Raw genomic sequence first — 24,220 nt, 5'->3', positions numbered from 1 at the left:
TGCTGATAATCTTGTTGACTATCAGTCTGACTCCACAAGCACCCACACGAATTGCTTGATTCAGTTGTTAAAGAGCGATTGGTTAAGATCTTTCGTCTCAACCGAGGCGCGCATTCTACAGCAGCCTCATTTGCTGTCAAGTGATTATTTTCAGAAGTTTTCCAAGTTTCCTTAGTAACTTCAACCACTTGCGCTTTCGATCTCTCGTTAGCGGGAGGCGAATTCTACAGCGTTACACGCTGCTGTCAACACCTCTTTTTCAACTTCTTTTGCGCTTCGATGACCTGAAGCAGCTGACCGTCAAAACTGCGTAACTCATTGTTTACCAAGGAGTTTTCCGTTTCGACTGCGCCGGAAGTGGGGCGAATTATAGACCGTTACAATTCGCCGTCAAGCGCTTATTTCAGCTTTACTCGGATTTGAGCGTAATGCGCGCAAATGCCTTCTTGCCAGCCTGGCAAACGTGGGTTGCGCCCAGTACGTATATAAAGGTGCGATCAACCACTTCACCATCTATACGCACACCACCAGAATTGAGCAGGTCACGCGCCACTGCCGAATTCTTCACCAGGCCTGCCTTATTAAGGACGGCTGCGATCGGCATGTCTTCAGCTGCGGTCAATTCGATTTCAGGCAGGTCATCGGGCAACTCGCCCTCTTTCATCCGGTTGCCTGCAGCACGATGGGCATTGGCCGCCGCTTCTTCGCCGTGGAAACGCGCAACGATCTCCTCGGCCAGCTTGATCTTGATGTCACGCGGATTAGCGCCCGCTTCGACGTCGGCACGCAAGGCATTGATCTCATCCATCGAGCGGAAGCTGAGCAATTCGAAGTAGCGCCACATCAGCGCATCAGGAATCGAAACCAGCTTGCTGTACATCACACCCGGTGCTTCCTGGATACCCACGTAGTTGCCCAACGACTTGGACATCTTCTTCACGCCATCCAGACCTTCCAACAGCGGCATGGTCAGGATGCACTGAGGCTCCTGCCCATAACCCCGCTGCAGCTCACGCCCCATCAGCAGGTTGAACTTCTGATCGGTGCCGCCCAACTCCACGTCTGCGCGCAAGGCAACGGAGTCATAGCCCTGGACCAGCGGGTACAGGAACTCATGGATAGCGATTGGCTGGTTGGTGGTATAGCGCTTGTCGAAGTCATCGCGCTCAAGCATGCGAGCGACAGTGTATTGCGACGTCAGGCGAATGAAGTCCGCCGGCCCCATCTGATCCATCCAGGTGGAGTTGAACGCCACTTCGGTCTTGGCCGGATCGAGGATCTTGAACACCTGGGTCTTGTAGGTCTCGGCGTTGTCGAGAACCTGCTCGCGCGTCAGCGGCGGACGCGTGGCGCTCTTGCCGCTCGGATCGCCGATCATCCCGGTGAAGTCACCTATAAGGAAGATCACCTGATGCCCCAGCTCCTGGAACTGGCGCAGCTTGTTGATAAGCACCGTGTGACCCAGGTGCAAATCCGGCGCCGTCGGATCGAAGCCGGCCTTAATACGTAGCGGTTGGCCACGCTTGAGCTTTTCGATCAGCTCGGACTCGACCAACAGTTCTTCCGCACCACGTTTGATCAGCGCTAGCTGCTCTTCAACCGACTTCATAACAGACCCGCAAGGCTCGAATTCAAAGGGAACCAACCATACAAGATCACGGGTCAAATACAAAGTTTGGCCGGCGCAATGACGCCAATCCGCCGGCAGAGTGACCGCGGACTTGCTTCAAGGATGATTTGGTTATATTTTATACAGTTATTTCATCTTCATCATGTCATTCATCTTTTCCAATTCATCTTTTTCAAAGTCAAAAATTACCCATGACCAAAGAATCGTCTAAAGCGCCACCGCTTTACCCGAAGACCCATCTGCTCGCTGCAAGCGGTATCGCCGCCCTGCTGAGCCTGGCACTTCTGGTATTCCCTTCCAGTGATGTAGAAGCCAAAAAGACAACCCTGAGCCTTGAACTGGAAAGCCCTGCTGAACAACTGACACAAGATCAAGACGCCGCAGAAGCCGTTCAAGCCACAAATGAAACCGCCGCTTCGCCTTTCGCACAGATCGACAACAGCGCTGAACAGCCCCAGGAAACCGCTCAGGCCGAGCCAGCGCCTACGCCAGTGGCTGAAGAAAAGAAAGCCCCAACCCATCGGGAAGTGATAGTTGCCAAAGGGGACACGCTGTCCACCCTGTTCGAGAAAGTCGGCCTGCCCGCCACTTCCGTGCACGATGTACTGGCCAGCGACAAACAAGCCAAGCAGTTCAGCCAGCTCAAGCGCGGCCAGAAACTCGAATTCGAACTGAACCCGGACGGCCAGCTGGCCACGCTGCACAGCAAGGTCAGCGATCTCGAAACCATCACCCTGACCAGGAACGACAAGGGCTATGCCTTCAACCGCGTAACCGCCAAGCCGAGTGTGCGCTCTGCCTACGCCCACGGCGTGATCAACAGCTCGCTGTCGCAGTCTGCCGCTCGCGCCGGCCTGTCCCACAGCCTGACCATGGACATGGCCAGCGTATTTGGCTACGACGTCGACTTCGCCCAGGATATTCGCCAGGGCGACGAGTTCGATGTGATCTACGAACAGAAAGTCGTCAACGGCAAGGCCGTGGGCAATGGCCCTATCCTCTCTGCGCGCTTCACCAACCGTGGCAAGACCTATACCGCTGTTCGCTACACCAACAAGCAAGGCAACAGCAGCTATTACACGGCTGACGGCAACAGCATGCGCAAGGCATTCATCCGTACACCGGTAGATTTCGCCCGCATCAGCTCCAAGTTTTCCATGGGCCGCAAGCACCCGATCCTGAACAAGATCCGTGCGCACAAGGGTGTCGACTACGCCGCCCCTCGCGGCACGCCGATCAAGGCCGCCGGTGACGGCAAGGTGTTGCTGGCCGGTCGTCGAGGCGGCTACGGCAACACGGTGATCATCCAGCACGGCAACACTTACCGTACGCTGTATGGCCACATGCAAGGCTTCGCCAAGGGCGTGAAGACCGGCGGTTCCGTCAAACAGGGCCAGGTCATCGGCTACATCGGCACCACCGGCCTCTCCACTGGCCCGCATTTGCACTACGAATTCCAGGTCAATGGCGTGCACGTCGATCCCCTGGGCCAGAAAGTCGCGATGGCAGACCCGATCTCCAAGGCCGAACGCGCACGCTTCCTGGCCCAGAGCCAGCCGCTGATGGCCCGCATGGACCAGGAAAAATCCACCATGCTGGCTTCGAAGCGCTAAGCCATGACGCTCTACATAGGCGTGATGTCTGGAACCAGCCTGGATGGCCTGGACATCGCGCTGGTGGAGCTGGACCCGGCGATCAATTTGATCGCCACCCACTACATCCCCATGCCCGACTCCTTGCGCTGTGAGCTGCTGGCATTGTGCGCCAGTGGCCCCGACGAAATAGCCCGCTCGGCAATTGCCCAGCAAAACTGGGTCAAGCTTGCGGCGCAGGGCATCGCCACCCTCCTCGCTGAACAGAACCTGCAGCCCGCAGATATCCGCGCGATCGGCAGTCACGGCCAGACCATTCGGCACGAACCGGCGCGGGGTTTCACGGTACAAATCGGCAACCCTGCCCTGCTCACCGAGCTGACCAACATCACCGTAGTCAGTGATTTCCGCAGCCGTGACGTAGCGGCTGGAGGTCAAGGTGCGCCGCTGGTTCCCGCTTTCCACGAAGCGCTGTTTGAAGAACAGCCTGGCAACCGCGCAGTCTTGAATGTCGGCGGCTTTAGTAATCTGAGCCTGATCGAACCCGGCAAAGCGGTATCGGGTTTCGATTGTGGCCCGGGAAATGTGCTGCTGGATGCCTGGATTCACCAGCAACGCGGCGATAATTACGATCGCGATGGCCAGTGGGCGGCCAGCGGCAAGGTTGAACCAGCGTTATTGCGGGCCTTGCTGAGCGATCCATTCTTCGTGACCCAAGGCCCGAAAAGTACCGGGCGCGAGGTGTTCAACCTGCCATGGCTGACACAGCATCTGTCCCGGCTGACGGCATTCGCTGCACAAGACGTGCAGGCAACGCTGCTGGAGCTCACGGCATTGACCATCGTCGAGTCGCTGCAACAGGCACAATCGGCGACTCGGGAACTACTGGTCTGCGGAGGAGGCGCGCATAACCTCGCGTTGATGGCACGCCTGGCCAGCCTGCTGCCCGACGCAACAGTCAGTAGCACCGGCGCCTATGGCGTAGATCCTGACTGGGTCGAGGCCATGGCCTTCGCCTGGCTGGCTCACTGCTGCCTTGAAGGTATCGCAGCCAATCGCCCTAGCGTCACCGGCGCTCGCGGCTTGCGCGTGCTTGGCGCCATCTATCCCGCCTGAACATCCACCGAATCCCGCACAGCAAAACGCCGCACAACCCAATGGGAGTGTGCGGCGCTTGATTTGGAATAGACGTGCGATCAGATCGAGAACGAAGAACCGCAACCACAGGTGGTCGAAGCGTTCGGATTCTTGATCACGAAGCGCGACCCTTCCAGCCCTTCCTGATAGTCGACCTCGGCACCCGCCAGGTACTGGAAACTCATAGGGTCCACAACCAGGCTGACACCTTCGCGCTCGACGATGGTGTCGTCATCGGCCACTTCTTCATCGAAGGTGAAGCCGTACTGAAAACCTGAACAACCGCCGCCCGTAACAAATACGCGCAGCTTCAAGCGATCATTCCCCTCTTCATCGACCAGGCTCTTCACCTTGTGCGCAGCACCGTGGGTAAATTGCAAAGCCGTGGGGGTGAAGGATTCGACGCTCATGCTAACTATCTCCCGGCGTTACGCCGCCATAATGCGTGATGACGGGCATTATCCGCTTCTCCTAGAAAATTGGTCAACTATTGTTACGGTATATCAATCACACCTATTGTCAGACCAGAATGCAAAAAGGCCCGCTTAACGGGCCTTTTTGCCGATCAAGGTAAGGCGTTACGGCAGCATGCCTGCGTGGGACAGCCCCAGGCGCTCATCGAGGCCGAACAGGATATTGAGGTTCTGCACGGCCTGACCGGAGGCGCCCTTCACCAGATTGTCGATGACCGACAACACCACGACCAGATCACCATCCTGCGGACGATGCACCGCGATACGGCAGACATTTGCGCCGCGCACGCTGCGGGTTTCCGGGTGGCTGCCAGCGGGCATTACATCGACGAACGGTTCGTTGGCGTAGCGCTTTTCGAACAATGTCTGCAGGTCGACGGAGCGATCGACAACCGTTGCGTACAGCGTCGAGTGAATACCGCGAATCATTGGCGTGAGGTGCGGAACGAAGGTCAGACCGACATCCTTGCCCGAGGCACGACGCAGGCCCTGGCGAATTTCCGGCAAATGACGGTGACCTTTGACGGCGTAAGCCTTCATGCTTTCCGACGTCTCGGAGTACAGCGAACCGACTGCAGCCCCACGACCGGCTCCGCTGACGCCGGACTTGCAGTCGGCGATCAGGCGAGAGGTGTCGGCCAGACCGGCTTCGAGCAGCGGCAGGAAACCCAATTGCGTAGCGGTTGGATAGCAACCCGGCACCGCAATCAGGCGCGCCTGCTTGATTTGCTCACGGTTAACTTCAGGCAGACCGTATACCGCCTCCTCAAGCAATTGCGGGGCACCGTGAGGCTGGCCGTACCACTTGGCCCACTCATCTGCGTCCTGCAAGCGGAAGTCTGCCGACAGGTCAATGACCTTGGTGCCCGCCGCCAGCAACTCGCCAGCAAGGGCGTGCGCGACACCGTGGGGCGTGGCAAAAAACACCACGTCGCAGGCGCCCAGGGTCTTGATGTCCGGAACGCTGAAGGCCAGGCCGTCGTAATGACCGCGCAGGTTGGGATACATATCAGCCACGGCCAGACCGGCCTCGGATCGGGAAGTGATCACTGCCACTTCAGCTTGCGGATGCTGTGCCAACAGACGCAGCAGTTCGACACCGGTGTAACCCGTGCCGCCGACGATACCGACCTTGACCATAAACCTGCCCTCAACGAACCCACTGGAAAGCCGACGATAATAGGGCCCGTATCGTTCTGCGACAACCGGCAAGGTGACGTGCGGGCGCTCAAGCCTCTACTATTCGGGCTACCGTGAACCTGGGAATAACTAAAATGCTTTATCTGTGGCTCAAAGCGCTTCATATCGTCAGCATGGTCTGCTGGTTTGCCGGCCTTTTCTACTTGCCGCGCCTGTTCGTGTATCACGCGCAAAGCGAGGACACCGTCAGCAAGGAACGCTTCAGCCTGATGGAACGCAAGCTGTACCGCGGCATCATGGGCCCGGCGATGATCGCCACGCTGGTCTTCGGTGTCGCCCTGATCTACCTCAACCCCAGCATCTTCACCCAGGGCGCCTGGATTCACGCCAAGCTAACGCTGGTCGTGTTGCTGATTGGCTACCACCACATGTGCGGCGCCCAAGTGAAACGTTTTGCCCGTGGCGAAAACACCCGCAGCCATGTCTTCTTTCGCTGGTTCAATGAAGTGCCGGTTCTGTTATTGCTGGCTATCGTAATTCTGGTCGTGGTTCGGCCGTTCTAAACTCAACAGACACAACTCACCGGGGTACTTCCAATGTCGCTGCCCGCTTTGCTCGAACAACGTCTGCGCCTGCCTGTAGTGGCGGCGCCGATGTTCCTGATCTCCAACCCGCAACTGGTGCTGGCCTGCTGCAGAAATGGCGTGGTTGGCAGTTTTCCAGCACTGAACCAGCGCGAAAGCAGCGGCTTCAAGGCGTGGCTGGAAGAGATCGAAGCGGGTCTGGCGGTTCTGGACAACCCGGCGCCTTACGCAGTAAATCTCATCGTCCACAACAGCAACCCCAGACTGCAGGCGGATCTGCACATTTGCGTCGAGCATAAAGTGCCGATCGTGATTACCAGCCTGGGCGCAGTCAAGGAGTTGGTAGACGCGGTTCACAGCTATGGCGGCCTGGTGTTTCACGACGTGACGACTCGTCGCCATGCCGAGAAAGCTGCCGAGGCTGGAGTGGATGGCCTGATCGCGGTAGCGGCCGGCGCCGGGGGCCATGCCGGAACATGGAGCCCGTTCTCGCTCATTGCCGAGATCCGTCAATTCTTCGACAAGACGCTGCTACTGGCTGGCTGCCTGAACCACGGCCACGAGATCCTCGCCGCGCAACTGCTGGGGGCTGATCTCGCCTATTTCGGTACACGGTTTATCGGTACGACCGAAAGCCATGCGCCTGAAGCCTATAAACAAATGCTGCTGGACTCCCGGGCGGCGGATATCGTCCATACTCCAGCCGTGTCGGGTGTGCCGGCCAGTTTCATGCGCCAGAGCCTGGAAGCCGCCGGGTTCGACACAGCCGCCTTGCAAGGCAAAGGGGAAGTGAATTTCGGCGCCAAGCTCAAGCCGATCAGTGATGAAGCCAAGGCGTGGAAGACGGTGTGGTCCGCGGGCCAGGGCGTTGGTGAAATCGACGACCTGCCAAGCGTGGATGAACTGGTGGCACGCCTTGATGCCGAATACCGCAAGGCGCTGGAACTGGCCTCGACGCTGCCCAAACGCTGGCCGCGATGAGCCCCTACCCGCCTCCTCAATGACCACTCGCGACAAGGATGCCTCGCAATGAGCGAAAACCGTTTCAAGATCATGTTCGACGGCGCTCTGCTGCCAGGCGTTGACATCACCACCGCCAAGCTCAACCTTGCCGAGCTGTTCAAGAGCGATGTGGCTGCCATCGAACGGCTATTCAGCGGCCGGCCGGTTGCGCTCAAACGCGACCTGTCGCACTCCGATGCCCAGACCTATCTTCAGGCACTGGCAAAAACCGGCATTGATGCACGGATCGAAAGTGAACCTTCGATCGAGCTGAACCTGTCTGACGTCCATGAACCCGCCCCTGTGCCAGCCTTCGTCCAGGATCCGCAATCGCCTTACGCGCCCCCGCACGCAGCAGTCGGTGAAACGGTGACGGGGTTCGCCCCACTCAAACCGTTCAGCTTCCAGGGTCGTATCGGTCGCTTGCGCTTTCTCGCCTGGACGATGGTCCTGACGTTGGTGACACTTGGCCTGGGCAGCGTATTGGCGCTCATGGGCCTGGCCGTCTTGAGTTCGGACTCGAGCGGCGGCCTGATTCTCGCCGGTCTGCTGGCTTTCATCCTGATCGCCGCGCTCGGGTTCGTCAGCATTCAGTTCAGCGTCCAGCGCCTGCATGACATTGGTTGGTCGGGCTGGCTATGGCTGCTGAACCTGGTGCCTTTTGTTGGCAGCTTCTTTCCCTTTGTCATGATGATCATGCCGGGCAACAGTGTCGCCAACCGCTATGGTGCTCCGCCTCCGCCCAACAGCAATGCCGTCAAAGTCCTGTCTTGCTTGTGGGTGGTATTTATTGCCCTGGTTTTCATTGGCGGCCTGGCCGGTGGTCTCTCGGCCATTCAGGATGAGTACCAGAGCGCGACCCAAAGCGCTTATGAAAGTGACTCCATCAGCCCTTCCGAAATCGAAGATCAAACCGGGGTGGAAACAGAGCCGGTGCCGAATTCAGCTGACGATGCAGCCGAAGGAGCCCAGCCACCTGTAGACTCTGCGAAAGAATGAACAGCACTCCCCGCCGGTGACACCTGCGTCGCGGGCGCGGAGCTGTTGCGATGGAGAACTGCATGACCCGTTACGCTCTGATCACTGGTGCCTCCAGCGGTATCGGCCTGGCGATGGCCGAAGCGCTGGCCCGGCGCGGCCGTAGCCTGCTCCTGGTGGCCCGACAGCGTGATCAGCTGGAAAGCATTGCCATTGAACTGACTCAACGTTTTGGCGTGGAGGTGCTTTTTCGCGCCTGCGACCTGGGCGAACCCTTGCGGCTGTCCGGTTTCCTGCTGGAGCTTGAAGAAGGCGACCGGCAGATCGACCTGCTGGTGAACTGCGCCGGTATTGGCACCTGCGGCCCGTTCCTCGCACAGGACTGGATGACCGAGCAGGACCTGATCGAAGTGAACATCCTGGCGATGACTCGCCTGTGTCATGCCATCGGCAATAGCATGGCGCTGCACGGTGGCGGGCAAATCCTCAACGTGGCATCGGTCGCAGCCTTCCACCCGGGTCCCTGGATGAGCACCTATTACGCCAGCAAAGCCTACGTACTGAATTTCTCCGAAGGGTTGCGCGTAGAACTGAAGAAGTGTGCGATCAAGGTTTCGGTGCTTTGCCCTGGCCCTACCCGTACCGGATTTTTCCGCACGGCCCAACTGAACACCGACAAGCTGAACAACACCCGGCTGACAATGAGCCCCGAAGAAGTCGCGCTCTATACCGTTCGCGCCCTGGAAAAAAATCGCGCGATCATCATCCCGGGGCGACGCAATCGCTGGCGGGCGTTCCTGCCGCGCCTGGGTTCACGCTGGCTCAACCGGACAATCGCGGGCATGGTCAACAAGGCCTATTGTCCGCGCTGATACCCTGCAAGGTAAAACCCTGGGCCCGGGCTAGCTCCGTGGGTACACTCAGGCCAGACCAAACAACGGAGAAAACAGCTGTGGATACTCTGTTCACCAAGATCATCAACCGGGAGATCCCGGCCAGGATCATTTACGAAGACGACCAGGTTCTGGCCTTCCACGACATCGCGCCACAGGCACCGGTGCATTTCCTGGTGATCCCGAAGAAGCCGGTGCGCACCCTCAACGACCTCACCGAGGAAGACAAAACGCTGGCCGGGCACATCCTCTTTACCGCCCAGCGCCTGGCACTGGAACTGGGTTGCGAGAAGGGTTTTCGTGTCGTGATGAACTGCAATGAAGATGGCGGGCAGACCGTCTATCACATCCATATGCACGTACTGGGTCAACGGCAGATGACCTGGCCACCGGGCTAAGACATACCGCGACCTGTGTGTAGGAGCTGCCGAAGGCTCGGGCCGCGTTCGGACGATCTTTTGATCTTCTAGGTATCGAAAACAAGATCAAAAGATCGTCCGAACGCGGCCCGAGCCTTCGGCAGCTCCTACATAAGCGTATAAAACATCACCGCGTGGCAAATGACCCAACGCAAACCTTCCCCGGCCGATTCGGTTAAACTGGTAGCCGAGATTCTTCCCGGAGGTCAGCATGACTACCCAACGTCACTACTCGCCCATTGACCGTCTACTGCTGCAAGCCGATGCTGCCATGCGTACCCTGCTGCCCTTCAGTGGCCAGCCGTACCGCCCATCGCCCGCTATCGTGCAACCGGATGTGCAGATGAGCGACGAAGACACCCGGCATGTCGCCGGCCTGATGCGCATCAACCATACCGGCGAAGTCTGCGCCCAGGCGCTGTACCAGGGCCAGGCCCTGACCGCCAAGCTGCCGCACGTGCGCGCTGCCATGGAACATGCTGCAGAAGAAGAGATCGATCACCTGGTCTGGTGCGAACAACGCATCCACCAGTTGGGGAGCCACACCAGCATTCTCAACCCGCTGTTCTACGGCATGTCGTTCGGTATTGGCGCAGTGGCCGGTTTGATCAGCGACAAGGTTAGCCTGGGCTTCGTTGCCGCCACCGAACACCAGGTGTGCAAACACCTGAACGAACACCTTGAGCAGTTGCCGGCCGAGGACGAAAAGTCCCGGGCGATATTGCAGCAGATGCGCACTGATGAAGAACACCACGCGGAAAGCGCGCTGGATGCGGGCGGGTTTCGTTTTCCGGCGCCGGTGAAGTTCGGGATGAGCTTGTTGGCCAAGGTGATGACCAAGAGCACCTACCGGATCTGATCTGATCTGATCTGTGGGAGCAAGGCTTGCCCGCGATGGCATTCTCCGGATCGCCATCGCGGGCAAGCCTTGCTCCCACAAGAGCGCTGCATCAGCCAGAGGTGTGCGGAAACCATAAAAAAGGCGACTACCGTGAGGAAGTTGCCTTTTTTGTACCCGTAAATCTTAGGTCGGCATGTTGCGCGCGTAGAAGATTTCCAGCATTTCGTGCTTCACACGGTCGGTCACCCGGGCGCGTTGCTCAGAGGACAGGCTGTTGGTGGCATCGCCGAACAGGTAGTTATCCAGTTCGAAGTTCTTCAACAGCATTTTGGTGTGGAACAGGTTTTCCTGGTACACGTTCACGTCGGTCATCTGGTAACTGGCGCGGGTGTCTTCGGAGAGGTAGTTCTGGATCGAGTTGATCTCGTGGTCGATGAAGTGCTTCTTGCCCTCAACGTCACGGGTGAAACCGCGCACACGATAATCCACGGTCACGATGTCCGAATCGAACTGGTGAATCAGGAAATTGAGCGCTTTAAGCGGTGAAATGACGCCACAGGTCGATACGTCAATGTCTACACGGAACGTTGCAATACCGTCATCCGGATGGATTTCCGGGTAGGTGTGCACCGTGATGTGGCTCTTGTCGAGGTGGGCCAGGATAATTTCAGGCAACGGCCCCGGAGACTCTTCGATCTGGCTGTCGGTCGGGGTGACCGGCTCTTCCGAGATCAGAATCGTGACGCTGGCACCCTGGGGTTCATAGTCCTGACTGGCAATGTTCAGGATGTTGGCACCAATGATATCGACAACTTCAGTGAGGATCTGCGTCAGGCGCTTGGCGTTGTACTCTTTATTGATGTACTCGACGTAAGCCTGTTGGTCTTGCGGGGTTTCCGCGTAGCAGATGTCATAGATGTTGAAGCTCAAGGTCTTTGTCAGGTTATTGAACCCGTGGAGCTTGAGTTTGCTTTTCACCGTTAAAAACTCTCTATGTATTGCGGCCCGGGCCGCGTGATCAAGCATGCCCGTCAGATGCGAACAACGCAGCTGCGTAGGACGGTTAACACCTCTTCGCGATGGCGATTTTGGTTGTCTGTTCGGGTGAGTGGCCTGTCGGCAGACGGTCCACGACCCTGAAAAAAGTGGCGCATTATGCAGACGTCAGCTTGGGATCGCCAGAGTCTGCACTGCATTTATGATAGTTGAATGTCGATTCAACCGAGTTCGATGATTTCGTAGTCGTGGGTGATGGCCACGCCCGCCGCCCCAAGCATGATCGAAGCCGAGCAATATTTCTCCGCTGACAGCTCGATGGCACGCTTGACCTGAGCCTCTTTGAGCCCGCGGCCCTTGACCACGAAATGCATGTGGATCTTGGTGAATACCTTTGGATCTTCATTCGCGCGCTCGGCCTCGAGGAAGGCTTCGCAGCTTTCGACAGCCTGGCGCGACTTCTTGAGAATGCTGACGACGTCGAAATTGCTGCAACCGCCGACGCCCAGAAGGAGCATTTCCATCGGCCGGACACCCAGATTACGGCCGCCGGCATCGGGAGGACCGTCCATGACCACGACATGACCGCTGCCGGATTCGCCGAGGAACATGGCTTCGCCAGCCCATTGGATGCGTGCCTTCATCGCCCAGACTCCACTACATAAAAAAGGGTCGCCAGCTTAGCACAGGGCCCGTGGTTGACAGCGTTCACCTGTGCAGGACATAACCACTCGCCCCAGGCAAAATCTCGAAAACTGCAGAAAGTGTCTGTTATGCTGGCGCCAAATCGCTGGCGCCTTGCAAGACCTGAAGCGAACAACAAGATCGTCCGATCGCGGCCTGAACTGTCGTCAGCTCGTGCAAATAAATCCAACTTACTGCGCAGTCTTTTCGGGATACAACCATGGTTGCTATTGCCCCCACCCCCAAGATCAAGAACCTCGACAAGCTGCTCATGCATTGCCAGCGCCGTCGGTATCAGGCCAAGAGCAACATCATTTGTGCCGGCGACCGCTCCGATACCCTGTTCTTCATCATCAAGGGCTCGGTCACGATCCTGATTGAAGACGATGATGGCCGCGAGATGATCATCGCGTACCTTAACTCCGGGGACTTTTTCGGTGAGCTGGGCCTGTTCGAACAGGCCGGCCAGGAGCAGCAACGCAGCGCCTGGGTGCGGGCGAAGATTGAATGCGAAGTCGCGGAGATCAGCTATGCGAAATTTCGCGAATTATCCCTGCAGGACCCAGACATTCTTTACGTGCTCAGCGGACAGATCGCCCAGCGCCTGCGCAATACCACCCGCAAAGTCGGTGACCTGGCCTTCTTCGACGTGACGGGCCGCGTCGCGCGCTGCCTGCTGGAACTGTGCAAGCAACCCGACGCCATGACTCATCCCGACGGGATGCAGATCAAGGTGACCCGCCAGGAAATCGGGCGGATTGTCGGGTGTTCCCGTGAGATGGTCGGTCGCGTGCTCAAGGACCTGGAAGAGCGCAACCTGGTAAACGTCAAAGGCAAGACCATGGTGATCTTCGGCACGCGTTAACCGCCGAACATCTGCTTGAGCATTTGCCGGTAGAGTTGGTCCAGTCGCATCAACGCTTGCGGTGCGGCGAATTTCTCATGCAACGCAATGTGGCTTTCGGCGCGTACTCGCTGCTCCAGGCCACAGGCTTGATTAAAACGATTGACCGCAGCCACCATGGATTCGCGCTGGTTATCGAGCAGCAAGGCCCCATGCACCAGGCCGACCGGCCGCGTACCATCCTTGCTTTGCCGCCAGCGTTGAGCGGTGCCAACCATTTTCCGACCGTCCAGGTTGACGTTGAAGCGACCATCACAGAATGCACCTTCCACTTCACCGATGGACGACGCCCCGCCCAACTCATCCAGCAGCTGACAGATAGGATCGCAGAGGCGGCGATAGGCTGTTTCGATACGATTCTGGTCACCCTCGCTGCGCGGTGGAGCATAAACCAACGCAATGTTGATCGTGGCAGCGGACTGCGGCACGGGCTCGCCGCCGGTTTCACGCAACAAGACTGGCCAACCGGCTGCCGCTGAAACTTCGCAGGCGGATTCGAACTGAGGCAGGCGATTGAGACGACGCGGCATGACCAGCGCCTGATCATTGGGCTGCCAGAACAGCAGGCCGAATTCCGATTCACCGGTGCAGACCTGCGCAAGCAGTTCCTGTTCGGCGAGCAAGCCGGCTTCTACAGAATGAGAGATTGGCTGGGGCATGGATGACTCAGCAAGACATGACGTCTGTGGGGTTCTTGATGGCCTCTTCGCGGGCAAGCCCGCTCCCACAGGGATTGGGTTGCCTACGAAAATGCACTCAGTCGAGGGTAGAACCGCTGACTGCAGTACCACGCTCGGGGAAAAACAGACGCTGCAGTTCAGTACCCGGGCTTTCCGCGCGCATGAACGCTTCACCCACGAGGAACGCGTAGACGTCGCTGATTTCCATCAGCTCCACATCGGCACGGTTGAGAATGCCGCTTTCGGTGATCACCAAACGATCCCGCGGAATTCGCGGCAACAGATCCAGGGTAATCTCCAGGCTCACGTCGAAGGTATGCAGGTTGCGGTTGTTGATGCCCACCAGCGGAGTGTCGAGGGTTTTCAAGGCCCGCTCCAGCTCGTCTCCATCGTGAACTTCCACCAGCACGTCCAGGCCGACACCTTTGGCGACAGACGCCAGCTCGGCCATTTTCACGTCGTCCAGGGCGGAAACGATCAACAGCACACAGTCGGCGCCCAATGCCCGGGCTTCGACGATCTGGTAAGGATCGATCATGAAGTCCTTGCGGATCACCGGCAGTTTGCACGCCGCTCGCGCCTGCTGCAGGTAAGCATCGGCACCCTGGAAGTAATCGATATCAGTGAGTACCGACAGGCAGGTGGCGCCGCCCTTTTCGTAACTTCTGGCGATATCGGCCGGTACGAAGTGCTCGCGGATCACACCTTTGCTGGGTGAGGCTTTCTTGATTTCAGCGATGACGGCAGGCTGCTTCGACTTGGCCTGGGCAATCAATGCGTTGGCAAAACCACGGGGGGCATCGGCCGCCTTGGCCAGGCTTTCCAGCTCGGCCAGACTCACACGAGCACTGCGCTCGGCGACTTCCTGGACTTTACGCGCCAGAATGTTTTCCAGAACCGTCGGTACACTCATCCTTCATTCTCCACTCTGAATACCGCGGTAAATGCACCCAGTTCCTCAAGCTTTTCCCGAGCAAGACCTGTGTGCAGCGCATCGTGCGCCAGGGCAACGCCCTCTTTCAAACTGGTGGCATGGTCGGCGGCGTACAACGCCGCACCGGCGTTGAGCACAATCATCTCGGCCGCTTTCTGACCGTTCTCGGTCTTGCGCTTGCCCAGGGCATCGCGAATCAGCTCCAGCGATGCCGCCGGACTCTCGACAGCCAGGCCGTGCAGGCTCTGACTCTTCATGCCCAGGTCTTCAGGCTCTACCCAATACTCTGTGATCTGGTCGTTCTTCAATTCCGCAACGAAAGTCGGCGCGGCAAGACTGAATTCATCCAGGCCATCCTTGGAATGCACCACCAGCACGTGCTTGCTGCCAAGCCGCTGCAAGACTTCGGCCAAGGGACGGCACAACGCCTGGCTGAACACACCCACTATCTGATGTTTGACACCGGCCGGATTCGTAAGCGGGCCGAGCATGTTGAACATCGTGCGCAAGCCCAGCTCGCGGCGCGGGCCGGCGGCGTGCTTCATGGCACTGTGGTGGGTCTGGGCAAACATGAAGCCGATGCCGACGTTGTCGATGCAGCGCGCCACCTGGACCGGCGTCAGGTTCAAGTAGATGCCAGCAGCCTCCAGCAGGTCCGCGCTGCCGCTTTTGCCAGACACCGCACGGTTACCGTGCTTGGCGACGGTGCAGCCGGCGGCCGCGACTACAAACGAAGACGCGGTCGACACGTTAAAGATGTTGGCACCGTCACCGCCGGTACCCACCACGTCGACCACACCGTCAAGGGTCTTGAGTTCGACCTTGTCCGCAAGCTCGCGCATGGCCGACACCGCGCCGACGATCTCGTCGATGCTCTCACTTTTCATGCGCATGGCCATCATGAATGCGCCGATCTGCGCATCCGTGCATTGTCCGGTCATGATTTCGCGCATCACATCGCGCATCTCGTCCGTGCTCAGGTCGAGTTGGCCGACGATACGACTCAGGGCTGTCTTGATATCCATGGAAAGTCCTTAGCGTGTGCCGCCGGTTTGTTTTAGGAAGTTGGCGAACAGTTCGTGGCCCTGCTCGGTGAGGATCGACTCGGGGTGAAACTGCACCCCCTCGATGTTCAGCGTCTTGTGGCGCAAGCCCATGATTTCGTCGACCGAGCCATCTTCCAGCTGAGTCCAGGCCGTCAGCTCCAGACAGTCAGGGAGGGTTTCGCGCTTGACGATCAGCGAGTGATAACGAGTGACCGTCAGCGGTCGATTCAGGCCGGCGAATACGCCCTTGTCCTCGTGGAATACCGGGCTAGTCTTACCGTGCATGACCTGGCGCGCGCGAACCACGTCACCACCAAAGGCCTGGCCGATGGATTGATGCCCGAGGCACACGCCCAGGATCGGCAGCTTGCCGGCGAAATGCTTGATGGCTTCGATGGAAATGCCGGCTTCGGTCGGTGTGCAAGGACCGGGGGACACCACGATGCGCTCAGGGTTGAGGGCTTCGATTTCGGCAATGGTGAGCTCATCGTTGCGCACGACTTTGACCTGGGAGCCGAGCTCACCAAGGTACTGCACAACGTTGTAGGTAAAGGAGTCGTAGTTATCGATCATCAGCAACATGGCGCTGGGAACCTCTTGAATTCACTGATTTTTGAACATGACCTTCAGATGATTACCCGCAGGGCGCTGCGCTTTGTCGGGTGCTGGAGTGGCGCCAGCAAAGCGGCAGGTGAAACGGGCAACGAAGGTAAATCGGTACAGGTCCGGCGAGGCCGGCAAAGAATTCAGGCGCGCCAACGCCAGCGGGCGTGTGCCTTGATGACTTGATCCAGGAGTTTGCTGATGATCAACACGGGGAAGGTCTCATTCATACGTCTTGGCACAGTAACTTAGCTGGGCGGAGCGTGCAATATCGCGGTGACGCCCGCAGGCGAATCATTAGAAGGGATCGCGACGGATGGCGAAAGGCCGGTTTTTTTTGGTACTGTCGTTTCGTTCACTACAACAATAAATAAACGGACTTGCTCATGATCAAACAGACGCTGTTTGTACCGCTCGCCGGATGCTTGCTCGCAATGGCTTGCACCCAAGCGATCGCCGCTCCAAACCCATACTCCAATTTTGTCGTGTTCGGCGACAGCCTCAACGATGCCGGGACCTTTACCGATTCAGGCGGGCCGGCAGGTGCGACCCAGCGCTACACCAACCGGACGGGGCCGGTTTATCAGGATGGCAGCGGCGAGTCGCGCTCGCTCAACTCTACCCAATTGCTGGGTGGCCGACTCGGGTTCTCTGCCGACGAAACCGCAGCGTCGACTTCGGCCGTGCGGGCCAACCAGGGTTTGGCGGATGGTAACAACTGGGCGGTCGGCGGCTACCGCACCGACCAGATCCTTGACTCGATCACCACCCAGTCCGCTACAGGGGAGCGCACCCGGGTCGGTTATCTGCCGTCGAACAATTTCCAGGCCGACCCAAACGCGCTGTACTACCTCTCGGGAGGTGGTAACGACTTCCTTCAGGGGCGTATCCTCAGCCCCGCCCAGGCGAACGCCGCCGCAGACCGCCTGGCCGACAGCGTGCAAGTGCTGCAGACCGCCGGCGCGAAATACGTGATGGTCTGGTTGCTGCCGGACATCGGCCTGACGCCGGCCATCAATGGCACCGGCCTGCAAACGGCCGCCACCCAGCTCAGCAATCAGTTCAACCTGCAGCTGGTGCAGCGCCTGCAGGGCATCAACGCCGAAATCATCCCGCTGAACATTCCCCTGCTGCTGCAGGAGAGCTTTGCGGATCCGGGACGTTTCGGCCTGGCGACTGACCAGAACCTGACGGCAACCTGCTTCAGTGGCAATGGATGCACGGAAAACGCTACCTATGGCATCAACAGTGCCACGCCAGACCCGACCAAGCTGATCTACAACGATGGGGTCCATCCGACCGAAGCCGGGCAAAAGCTGATCGCCGATTACGCCTATTCCCTGCTCGCCGCGCCATGGGAGCTGACGCTGCTGCCGGAAATGGCCCACGCCACCTTGCGCGCGCATCAGGACGAACTGCGCAGCCAATGGCAATCGGACTGGGAAGACTGGCAAGCGGTCGGGCAATGGCGAGCCATTGTTGCCGGGGGCGGCCAGCATCTTGACCTCGACAGCCAGAGCAGCGGCGCCAGCGCCGACGGCAGCGGTTACAACCTGAATGTGGGCGGCAGCTACCGGCTCAACGACGCCTGGCGCGTAGGTGTCGCCGCAGGTTTCTACCGGCAGAACCTGGATGCCGGCAATAACGACTCGGACTACAAGCTCAATAGCTACCTGGCTACAGCATTTGCCCAGTTCCAGCAGAACCGCTGGTGGGCGGATGCTGCGCTGACAGGTGGAAAGCTGGACTACGACAATCTCAAGCGCAAGTTCGACCTGGGCGCCAGCGAAGGTGCCGAGAAAGGCGATACTGACGGGCATTTGTGGGCATTCAGCACGCGCATTGGCTACGACATTGCCCAACCAGGCAGCGAGTGGCACCTGTCACCGTTTGTCAGCGCCGATTACGCCAAGGTGGAAGTCGACGGGTACTCGGAGAATAGCAATCGCGCAACCGCGTTGAGTTTTGATGACCAGACCCGTAACTCGAAACGCCTGGGCGTTGGCCTGCAGGGCAAGTACCAGATCACCTCGCAAACCCGGGTGTTTGGTGAGTATGCCTACGAGCGCGAGTACGAGGACGATGTGCAGAAGATCAACATCGCCCTCAATAGCTTGCCGGCCAATGATTTCACCCTGCAAGGCTATACCCCGCAGAGTCATTTGAACCGGGTGAACCTGGGGGTGAGTCACAACCTCACCAAAGACCTCGCACTGCGCGCGAGCTACATCATTCGCAATGATGACGACTTTACCCAACAAGGCGTAAACCTGGGTGTGGCGCTGGATTTCTGATCGGCTGATCGACAGGTGAAAAAAAACGGCGCCCTCACAGGCGCCGCTTTTTTTGGGGGTGCCCCCCTTTGTGTCAACTCATGCGTCCGGGGTTTGCTCGGCCAGCGCCACCGCGCGGAACATGGCGCGTCGCTTGTTCAATGTTTCTTCCCATTCCAGGGCCGGCACCGAGTCGGCAACGATCCCGCCACCGGCCTGCACGTGGAGCTCGCCATTCTTGATCACCGCCGTGCGGATCGCGATGGCGGTGTCCATGTTACCGTTCCAGGCAAAATAACCCACCGCTCCACCGTAGACTCCGCGTTTGACCGGCTCCAGCTCGTCGATGATTTCCATCGCACGAATCTTCGGTGCACCCGACAAGGTGCCAGCCGGCAGAATTGCCCGCAGCGCGTCCATCGCGGTCAGCCCGGCTTTCAATTGCCCGGTGACGTTGGAAACGATATGCATCACGTTGGAATAACGCTCGATGACCATCTTCTCGGTGAGTTTCACCGAGCCGATTTCCGATACGCGACCGGTGTCATTACGTCCCAGGTCGATGAGCATCAAGTGCTCGGCGATTTCCTTGTCGTCGGACAGCAGGTCTTGCTCCAGCGCCAGGTCCGCTTCTTCGTTGGCGCCCCGTGGACGGGTGCCGGCGATCGGGCGCACGGTGATCAGGTTGTCTTCGACCCGCACCAACACTTCCGGCGAACTGCCAACGACGTGGAAATCACCGAAGTTGAAGAAGTACATGTAGGGCGTCGGGTTGAAGCAGCGCAGTGCCCGGTACAGATCAATCGGTGCCGCCTTGAAGTCGATCGACATGCGCTGGGAAGGTACGACCTGCATGCAATCACCAGCGAGGATGTATTCCTTGATGGTGTCGACGGCTTTTTCGTAATCGTCCTGGGTGAAGCTGGAGCGGAACACCGGGTCCGCCGCTTGCTGCTTGCTGAAGTCCAGGCCACGGCGCGGAGTGATTGGCTGGCGCAGTTGCTCCAGCAACTCCTGCAGCCGTGCCTGTCCCTGCTCGAATGCACCTTCCTGAGCTGGATCAGCCAGGACAATGGCGTGCATCTTGCCGGCCAGGTTGTCGAAAACCACCACCGCATCCGAGACCATCAGCAGGATATCCGGCACGCCCAGCGGGTCCGGGTTCGGGCACTTGCCCAGGCGTTTCTCGACATAGCGCACGCAGTCATAACCGAAGTAACCCACCAGGCCGCCATTGAAGCGTGGCAAACCAGCAATGGTCGGCACGTTATAGCGCGCCTTGAATTCTTCGACGAAGGCCAGCGGGTCTTCCGTCTCGTGGGTTTCGATTTCGACTCCGTCGTGGGTCACGCTGACGTGGTGATCATGCACCCGCAACACCGTGCGGCACGGCAGGCCGATGATCGAATAACGGCCCCACTTTTCCCCGCCCTGTACCGATTCGAGCAAGTAGGAGTTCGGCTGGTCGGCCAGTTTGAGATAGATCGACAGCGGCGTATCGAAGTCGGCCAGGGTTTCGCAGGCCAGGGGAATGCGGTTATAGCCGGCAGCGGCCAAACGCAGGAATTCTTCGCGGAACATGGGGTAGCCTCGTGGCTTGAGGTGCTAACAGTCAGGTATGCAAACGCGCCGGAACGCCGGCCAGAATCGAGTCAGGCGCGCCAACGCCAGCGGGCCAGGGCCTTGATGACTTTCATCCAGAGTTTGCGGGTGACCACCACGATGGCGTTTCCATTAGGGGATTGAACAGCGTCGGGCAACGTTATCCCAGAGGCCGTATCCAGGCAACCGGGAATTAGCTTGCGCAGGTCGTCAATCACCAGTGCCGGCGATTCTTCGGCAATCGGCCGGCCGTGGTTATAGCCGTAGCTCAGCGCGACGCACTTGACCCCTGCCGCTTTCGCCGCCAGCACGTCGCTGCGCGAATCACCGACGAACAACGACTGCGAAGCCGGAATGTTGGCCATTTTCATCACAAAGAACAGCGCGGCCGGGTCGGGTTTTTTTTGCGGCAGGGTATCGCCGCCGATGATCCATTTGAAATAGCGACCGATCTTCATCTGGTCCAGCAGCGGCGCGACGAAACGCTCCGGCTTGTTGGTGATCAGCGCCATTTCCACGCCCTGCTTGTGCAACCATTTGAGCGTGTCGCGAACACCAGGGTAGACCACCGTGAGCTCATGACTCTCGCTGTAGGCTTGCATGAAGATATCCAGCGCGCCTTCGGCTTCACCGTCATCAACCGTTGAGTGATCGATGCCACCGGCCAACGCACGTCGTACCAGCACCGGCGCGCCGTTGCCGACCCACTTGCGTACCGACTCGAGGCCCGCAGGCTGGCGGCCGAGCTTGAGCAGCATGTTGTCCACGGCGACAGCCAGGTCGGGGACCGAATCGATCAGCGTGCCATCCAGATCGAACATCACCAGGCGCGGCAACGCCCCCGGGAACAGCTGCTCAAAGCCACTCATGGACGGGTCAACGCCAGTTCGAAGCGCATCTTCTCGATCACTTCCTGGTAGTTCGGCGCGTTGAAGATGGCCGAGCCGGCGACAAAGGTGTCAGCCCCCGCCGCCGCAATTTCACGAATGTTGTTCACGTTAACGCCGCCGTCGATTTCCAGGCGGATGTCGCGACCGCTGGCATCGATCAGTGCCCGCGCTTCGCGCAGCTTGTCGAGGGTGCCCGGAATGAACTTCTGCCCGCCGAAGCCGGGGTTGACGCTCATCAGCAGAATCATGTCGACCTTGTCCATCACGTACTTGAGTACGTCGAGCGGAGTCGCCGGGTTGAACACCAGGCCAGACTTGCAGCCTCCCTCGCGGATCAGTTGCAGGGAGCGGTCGACATGCTGCGTCGCTTCCGGGTGGAAGGTGATGTAGGTCGCGCCGGCTTCGATGAAGTCGCCGACTATACGGTCTACCGGGCTGACCATCAGGTGCGCGTCGATCGGCGCGGTCACGCCGTATTTACGCAGCGCCGCGCAGACCATCGGACCGATGGTCAGGTTCGGCACGTAATGGTTGTCCATGACGTCGAAGTGGACGAAGTCGGCGCCAGCGGCCAGGACGTTGTCCACTTCCTCGCCCAAGCGGGCGAAGTCGGCGGAGAGAATCGACGGAGCAATTACGAAGGGCTGCATGACGCACCTTTTCTGAGCAAAATCACGATGGCGCGCATTGTATACCTCATGCTTTGACGCGCGCGACGTGACTGCGATGATCAGTAAGCCGCCCGGTAGATCTTCTCGATATCGACGGCGCTCAATTGACGAGGATTGTTGCGCATCAGACGTTCGATCCCCGCGGCTTCCACGGCCATGGCCGGGATCGCATCCTCGGGAACGCCGAAACTGCGCAGGCCCTGGGGAATTTCAACCGCAGCGCACAATGCCGCCATCGCCTCGACGGCTTTGTGCGCGGCCTCATTGGCACTCAGATGAGCAGTACGGACCCCCATGGCCTCGGCAATATCCTGCATTCGCTCAACGCAGGCCATTTTGTTCCACGTCATGACATGGGGCAGCAACAACGCATTGCTGACGCCATGGGCGATATTGAAGCGCCCGCCCAACGGATACGCCAGTGCATGCACCGCACCGACCCCGGCATTCCCGAACGCCATGCCGGCCATCAGGCTGGCAGTGGCCATGTCTTCGCGGGCCTGCAGATTGGAGGGGTTGGCGTAGGCCTTGGGCAGCGCCCCGGAAATCAGCTTGATCGCGCCGATGGCCAAGGCATCGGTAATGGGCGAAGCATTGACCGAAAGGTAGGACTCGATGGCATGCACCAGCGCATCGACGCCGCTCGCTGCCGTGACGCCGCGCGGACAGGTCAGGGTCATCTGCGGGCTGACCAGCGCCACGTCCGGCAACAGGTAGTCGCTGACAATTCCTTTTTTGAGTTGCGCGACCTTGTCGGACAGGATCGCCACATTGGTCACTTCCGAGCCGGTACCGGCAGTAGTCGGTATGGCGATCAACGGCGGGCCTTTGCGGGGCACCTGGTCGACACCGAACAAATCCTCAAGCGCACCGTGATAACCGGCATAGGCTGCGACACTCTTGGCGATGTCGATCGCACTGCCACCGCCCAGGCCGATGAGCCCGTCGTGCCCGCCTTCGCGATAGACCTGCATGCAATCTTCAACGATGGCGATTTCCGGATCCGGCAACACCCGGTCAAAGATCTCATAAGTGCGACCGCCCAATTGCGCCAGCGCGAGCTCGACTGTGCCGGATTTAACCAGCGCAGCATCGGTGACGATCAGGGGGTGGTCGATGTCCAGCCGGGTGAGCTCAGCGGCCAGCTGCTCGATGGCACCTGCACCGGTGATCAGTTTGTGGGCGATTTTGAAAGAGGAAAGACTCATGTGCGCAGCCTCTTATAGGTAGGAGCTGGGCAACAATAGTAGCTGGGGATTGGAGGTTGTCTGGTATTCAGGGTGTGAATGACCTGGAACACTCAATCCCGCACAAACCCTCTGTAGGAGCTGCCGAAGGCTGCGATCTTTTGACCTTGATTCCTAAGATCAAAAGATCGCAGCCTTCGGCAGCTCCTACAGGAAGGGACGTGTCAGACCTGTGCGGTCCGCAGTTTTTCGCTGCGCCCGCGCAGCCATTCCAGGGTCAGCAGCAGGATCACCGAGAAGGCGATCAACAGCGTCGCAGCTGCGGCGATCGTCGGGCTGAGGTTTTCGCGAATTCCGCTGAACATCTGCCGTGGCAAGGTCGCTTGTTCAGGACCGGCCAGGAACAGCGTCACGACCACTTCATCGAACGAAGTCGCAAAAGCAAACAGCGCCCCGGAAATCACCCCCGGTGCAATCAACGGCAAGGTCACACGACGGAACGCAGTCAGCGGCGAAGCCCCCAGACTTGCTGCGGCGCGCACCAGATTCTGGTTGAACCCCTGCAACGTCGCCGACACGGTGATAATCACAAAGGGCACACCCAACACCGCGTGCACCACGATCAGCGAGAAGAAACTGTTGCCCAGCCCCAGTGGTGCGAAGAACAGATAACTCGCCACACCGATGATTACCACCGGCACCACCATCGGCGAAATCACCAGGGCCATCACCAGCGCCTTGCCCGGGAAATCGCCCCGGGTCAGGCCGATCGCTGCCAGTGTGCCAAAGATCATCGCCAGCACCGTGGCCGCCGGGGCCACGATGATGCTGTTCTTCAGGGCGCGCATCCATTCCGCCGAGGCGAAGAAGTCCTGATACCAGTGCAGCGAAAAGCCTTGCAGCGGGTACACCAGGAAACTGCCCGAGTTGAACGACAGCGGAATGATCACCAGCACCGGCAGAATCAGGAACAACAAAATCAAGCCGCAGAGAATCCGCAAGCTGTAGAACCACACCCGTTCGATGGGCGACATGTAAGGACTCAGCATTCCGTTCTCCCC

The 24,220-nt window shown here is 59.0% G+C and carries 24 protein-coding genes; 10 read left to right on the top strand and 14 right to left on the bottom strand.

What is annotated here, in order from left to right:
* Positions 1-409: 409 nt before the first annotated feature.
* Positions 410-1,609, bottom strand: coding sequence for a tyrosine--tRNA ligase (tyrS, locus tag AAEZ09_RS08155; protein WP_045060002.1), 1,200 nt, complete (start codon positions 1,607-1,609; stop codon positions 410-412).
* A gap of 212 nt (positions 1,610-1,821) precedes the next feature.
* On the opposite strand from tyrS, the gene AAEZ09_RS08150 reads away from it, so the two are divergent.
* Positions 1,822-3,243, top strand: a complete 1,422-nt coding sequence (locus AAEZ09_RS08150; protein ID WP_350598964.1) for a peptidoglycan DD-metalloendopeptidase family protein — start codon at positions 1,822-1,824, stop codon at positions 3,241-3,243.
* Between the two features lie 3 nt (positions 3,244-3,246).
* On the top strand, positions 3,247-4,338 hold the full coding sequence (locus tag AAEZ09_RS08145) for an anhydro-N-acetylmuramic acid kinase (RefSeq protein ID WP_205893511.1): 1,092 nt from the start codon (positions 3,247-3,249) through the stop codon (positions 4,336-4,338).
* 80 nt (positions 4,339-4,418) lie between these two features.
* On the opposite strand, the gene erpA is transcribed toward AAEZ09_RS08145, so the two are convergent.
* Positions 4,419-4,769, bottom strand: a complete 351-nt coding sequence (erpA, locus tag AAEZ09_RS08140) for an iron-sulfur cluster insertion protein ErpA (RefSeq protein WP_007947969.1) — start codon at positions 4,767-4,769, stop codon at positions 4,419-4,421.
* 168 nt (positions 4,770-4,937) lie between these two features.
* Complete coding sequence (gene argC, locus AAEZ09_RS08135; protein ID WP_205893512.1) at positions 4,938-5,972, bottom strand: N-acetyl-gamma-glutamyl-phosphate reductase; 1,035 nt, start codon at positions 5,970-5,972, stop codon at positions 4,938-4,940.
* Positions 5,973-6,106: 134 nt separating this feature from the next.
* Here argC and hemJ point away from each other — a divergent pair, with 134 nt between their 5' ends.
* The 6 genes from hemJ to coq7 all read left to right on the top strand — a co-directional run bounded on the left by hemJ (position 6,107) and on the right by coq7 (position 10,707).
* Positions 6,107-6,535, top strand: coding sequence for a protoporphyrinogen oxidase HemJ (gene hemJ / locus AAEZ09_RS08130; RefSeq protein WP_045059998.1), 429 nt, complete (start codon positions 6,107-6,109; stop codon positions 6,533-6,535).
* Between the two features lie 33 nt (positions 6,536-6,568).
* Positions 6,569-7,537, top strand: a complete 969-nt coding sequence (locus AAEZ09_RS08125) for an NAD(P)H-dependent flavin oxidoreductase (RefSeq protein WP_045059997.1) — start codon at positions 6,569-6,571, stop codon at positions 7,535-7,537.
* Between the two features lie 48 nt (positions 7,538-7,585).
* Entirely contained in the window at positions 7,586-8,557 is a 972-nt protein-coding gene (locus tag AAEZ09_RS08120) for a DUF805 domain-containing protein (protein ID WP_350598960.1), read from the top strand.
* 62 nt (positions 8,558-8,619) lie between these two features.
* Entirely contained in the window at positions 8,620-9,408 is a 789-nt protein-coding gene (locus AAEZ09_RS08115; RefSeq protein ID WP_045059995.1) for an SDR family NAD(P)-dependent oxidoreductase, read from the top strand.
* 80 nt (positions 9,409-9,488) lie between these two features.
* Positions 9,489-9,827, top strand: coding sequence for a histidine triad nucleotide-binding protein (locus tag AAEZ09_RS08110; RefSeq protein WP_045059994.1), 339 nt, complete (start codon positions 9,489-9,491; stop codon positions 9,825-9,827).
* Positions 9,828-10,059: 232 nt separating this feature from the next.
* The gene (coq7, locus tag AAEZ09_RS08105; protein WP_045059993.1) at positions 10,060-10,707 is read left to right on the top strand and encodes a 2-polyprenyl-3-methyl-6-methoxy-1,4-benzoquinone monooxygenase; all 648 of its coding nucleotides are present in this window, start codon (positions 10,060-10,062) and stop codon (positions 10,705-10,707) included.
* Between the two features lie 165 nt (positions 10,708-10,872).
* On the opposite strand, the gene speD is transcribed toward coq7, so the two are convergent.
* Positions 10,873-11,667, bottom strand: coding sequence for an adenosylmethionine decarboxylase (gene speD, locus AAEZ09_RS08100; RefSeq protein ID WP_045059992.1), 795 nt, complete (start codon positions 11,665-11,667; stop codon positions 10,873-10,875).
* A gap of 239 nt (positions 11,668-11,906) precedes the next feature.
* A complete protein-coding gene (locus AAEZ09_RS08095) occupies positions 11,907-12,329 on the bottom strand; it encodes an OsmC family protein (protein ID WP_045059991.1) in 423 nt (140 codons plus the stop codon).
* Positions 12,330-12,589: 260 nt separating this feature from the next.
* Here AAEZ09_RS08095 and crp point away from each other — a divergent pair, with 260 nt between their 5' ends.
* Entirely contained in the window at positions 12,590-13,234 is a 645-nt protein-coding gene (gene crp, locus AAEZ09_RS08090; protein ID WP_045059990.1) for a cAMP-activated global transcriptional regulator CRP, read from the top strand.
* On the opposite strand, the gene AAEZ09_RS08085 is transcribed toward crp, so the two are convergent.
* From AAEZ09_RS08085 to AAEZ09_RS08070, 4 genes are all read right to left on the bottom strand, one after another.
* Positions 13,231-13,932 (bottom strand): lipoate--protein ligase family protein, encoded by a 702-nt coding sequence (locus AAEZ09_RS08085; RefSeq protein ID WP_350598957.1) that lies wholly within the window; start codon positions 13,930-13,932, stop codon positions 13,231-13,233. The genes crp and AAEZ09_RS08085 overlap by 4 nt on opposite strands.
* Before the next feature lie 97 nt (positions 13,933-14,029).
* Positions 14,030-14,866: an indole-3-glycerol phosphate synthase TrpC gene (gene trpC / locus AAEZ09_RS08080; protein ID WP_045059988.1), complete on the bottom strand. Its 837-nt coding sequence runs from the start codon at positions 14,864-14,866 to the stop codon at positions 14,030-14,032.
* Complete coding sequence (gene trpD, locus AAEZ09_RS08075) at positions 14,863-15,912, bottom strand: anthranilate phosphoribosyltransferase (RefSeq protein ID WP_350598954.1); 1,050 nt, start codon at positions 15,910-15,912, stop codon at positions 14,863-14,865. Before trpD ends, trpC begins: the two co-directional genes overlap by 4 nt.
* Positions 15,913-15,921: 9 nt before the next feature.
* Complete coding sequence (locus AAEZ09_RS08070; protein ID WP_007980194.1) at positions 15,922-16,515, bottom strand: aminodeoxychorismate/anthranilate synthase component II; 594 nt, start codon at positions 16,513-16,515, stop codon at positions 15,922-15,924.
* Positions 16,516-16,922: 407 nt separating this feature from the next.
* Here AAEZ09_RS08070 and estP point away from each other — a divergent pair, with 407 nt between their 5' ends.
* Complete coding sequence (gene estP / locus AAEZ09_RS08065; protein WP_350598953.1) at positions 16,923-18,830, top strand: esterase EstP; 1,908 nt, start codon at positions 16,923-16,925, stop codon at positions 18,828-18,830.
* A 78-nt stretch (positions 18,831-18,908) separates the two neighbouring features.
* On the opposite strand, the gene trpE is transcribed toward estP, so the two are convergent.
* The 5 genes from trpE to AAEZ09_RS08040 form a co-directional block, all read right to left on the bottom strand.
* Positions 18,909-20,390: an anthranilate synthase component I gene (trpE, locus tag AAEZ09_RS08060; RefSeq protein WP_350598951.1), complete on the bottom strand. Its 1,482-nt coding sequence runs from the start codon at positions 20,388-20,390 to the stop codon at positions 18,909-18,911.
* A gap of 71 nt (positions 20,391-20,461) precedes the next feature.
* Positions 20,462-21,280 (bottom strand): phosphoglycolate phosphatase, encoded by an 819-nt coding sequence (locus AAEZ09_RS08055; RefSeq protein WP_045059984.1) that lies wholly within the window; start codon positions 21,278-21,280, stop codon positions 20,462-20,464.
* Complete coding sequence (gene rpe / locus AAEZ09_RS08050) at positions 21,277-21,951, bottom strand: ribulose-phosphate 3-epimerase (RefSeq protein WP_350598949.1); 675 nt, start codon at positions 21,949-21,951, stop codon at positions 21,277-21,279. The genes AAEZ09_RS08055 and rpe overlap by 4 nt, the downstream gene beginning before the upstream one ends.
* An 80-nt stretch (positions 21,952-22,031) precedes the next feature.
* Positions 22,032-23,180, bottom strand: coding sequence for an iron-containing alcohol dehydrogenase (locus AAEZ09_RS08045; RefSeq protein WP_122841264.1), 1,149 nt, complete (start codon positions 23,178-23,180; stop codon positions 22,032-22,034).
* Between the two features lie 203 nt (positions 23,181-23,383).
* On the bottom strand, positions 23,384-24,208 hold the full coding sequence (locus tag AAEZ09_RS08040; protein WP_045059981.1) for an ABC transporter permease: 825 nt from the start codon (positions 24,206-24,208) through the stop codon (positions 23,384-23,386).
* Positions 24,209-24,220 lie beyond the last annotated feature (12 nt).

This window comes from Pseudomonas sp. 65/3-MNA-CIBAN-0223 (genome assembly GCF_040310425.1).
In the GTDB taxonomy this organism is placed as follows: Bacteria; Pseudomonadota; Gammaproteobacteria; order Pseudomonadales; family Pseudomonadaceae; genus Aquipseudomonas; species Aquipseudomonas gregormendelii.
This window is presented reverse-complemented; position numbering and strand designations above follow the sequence as displayed.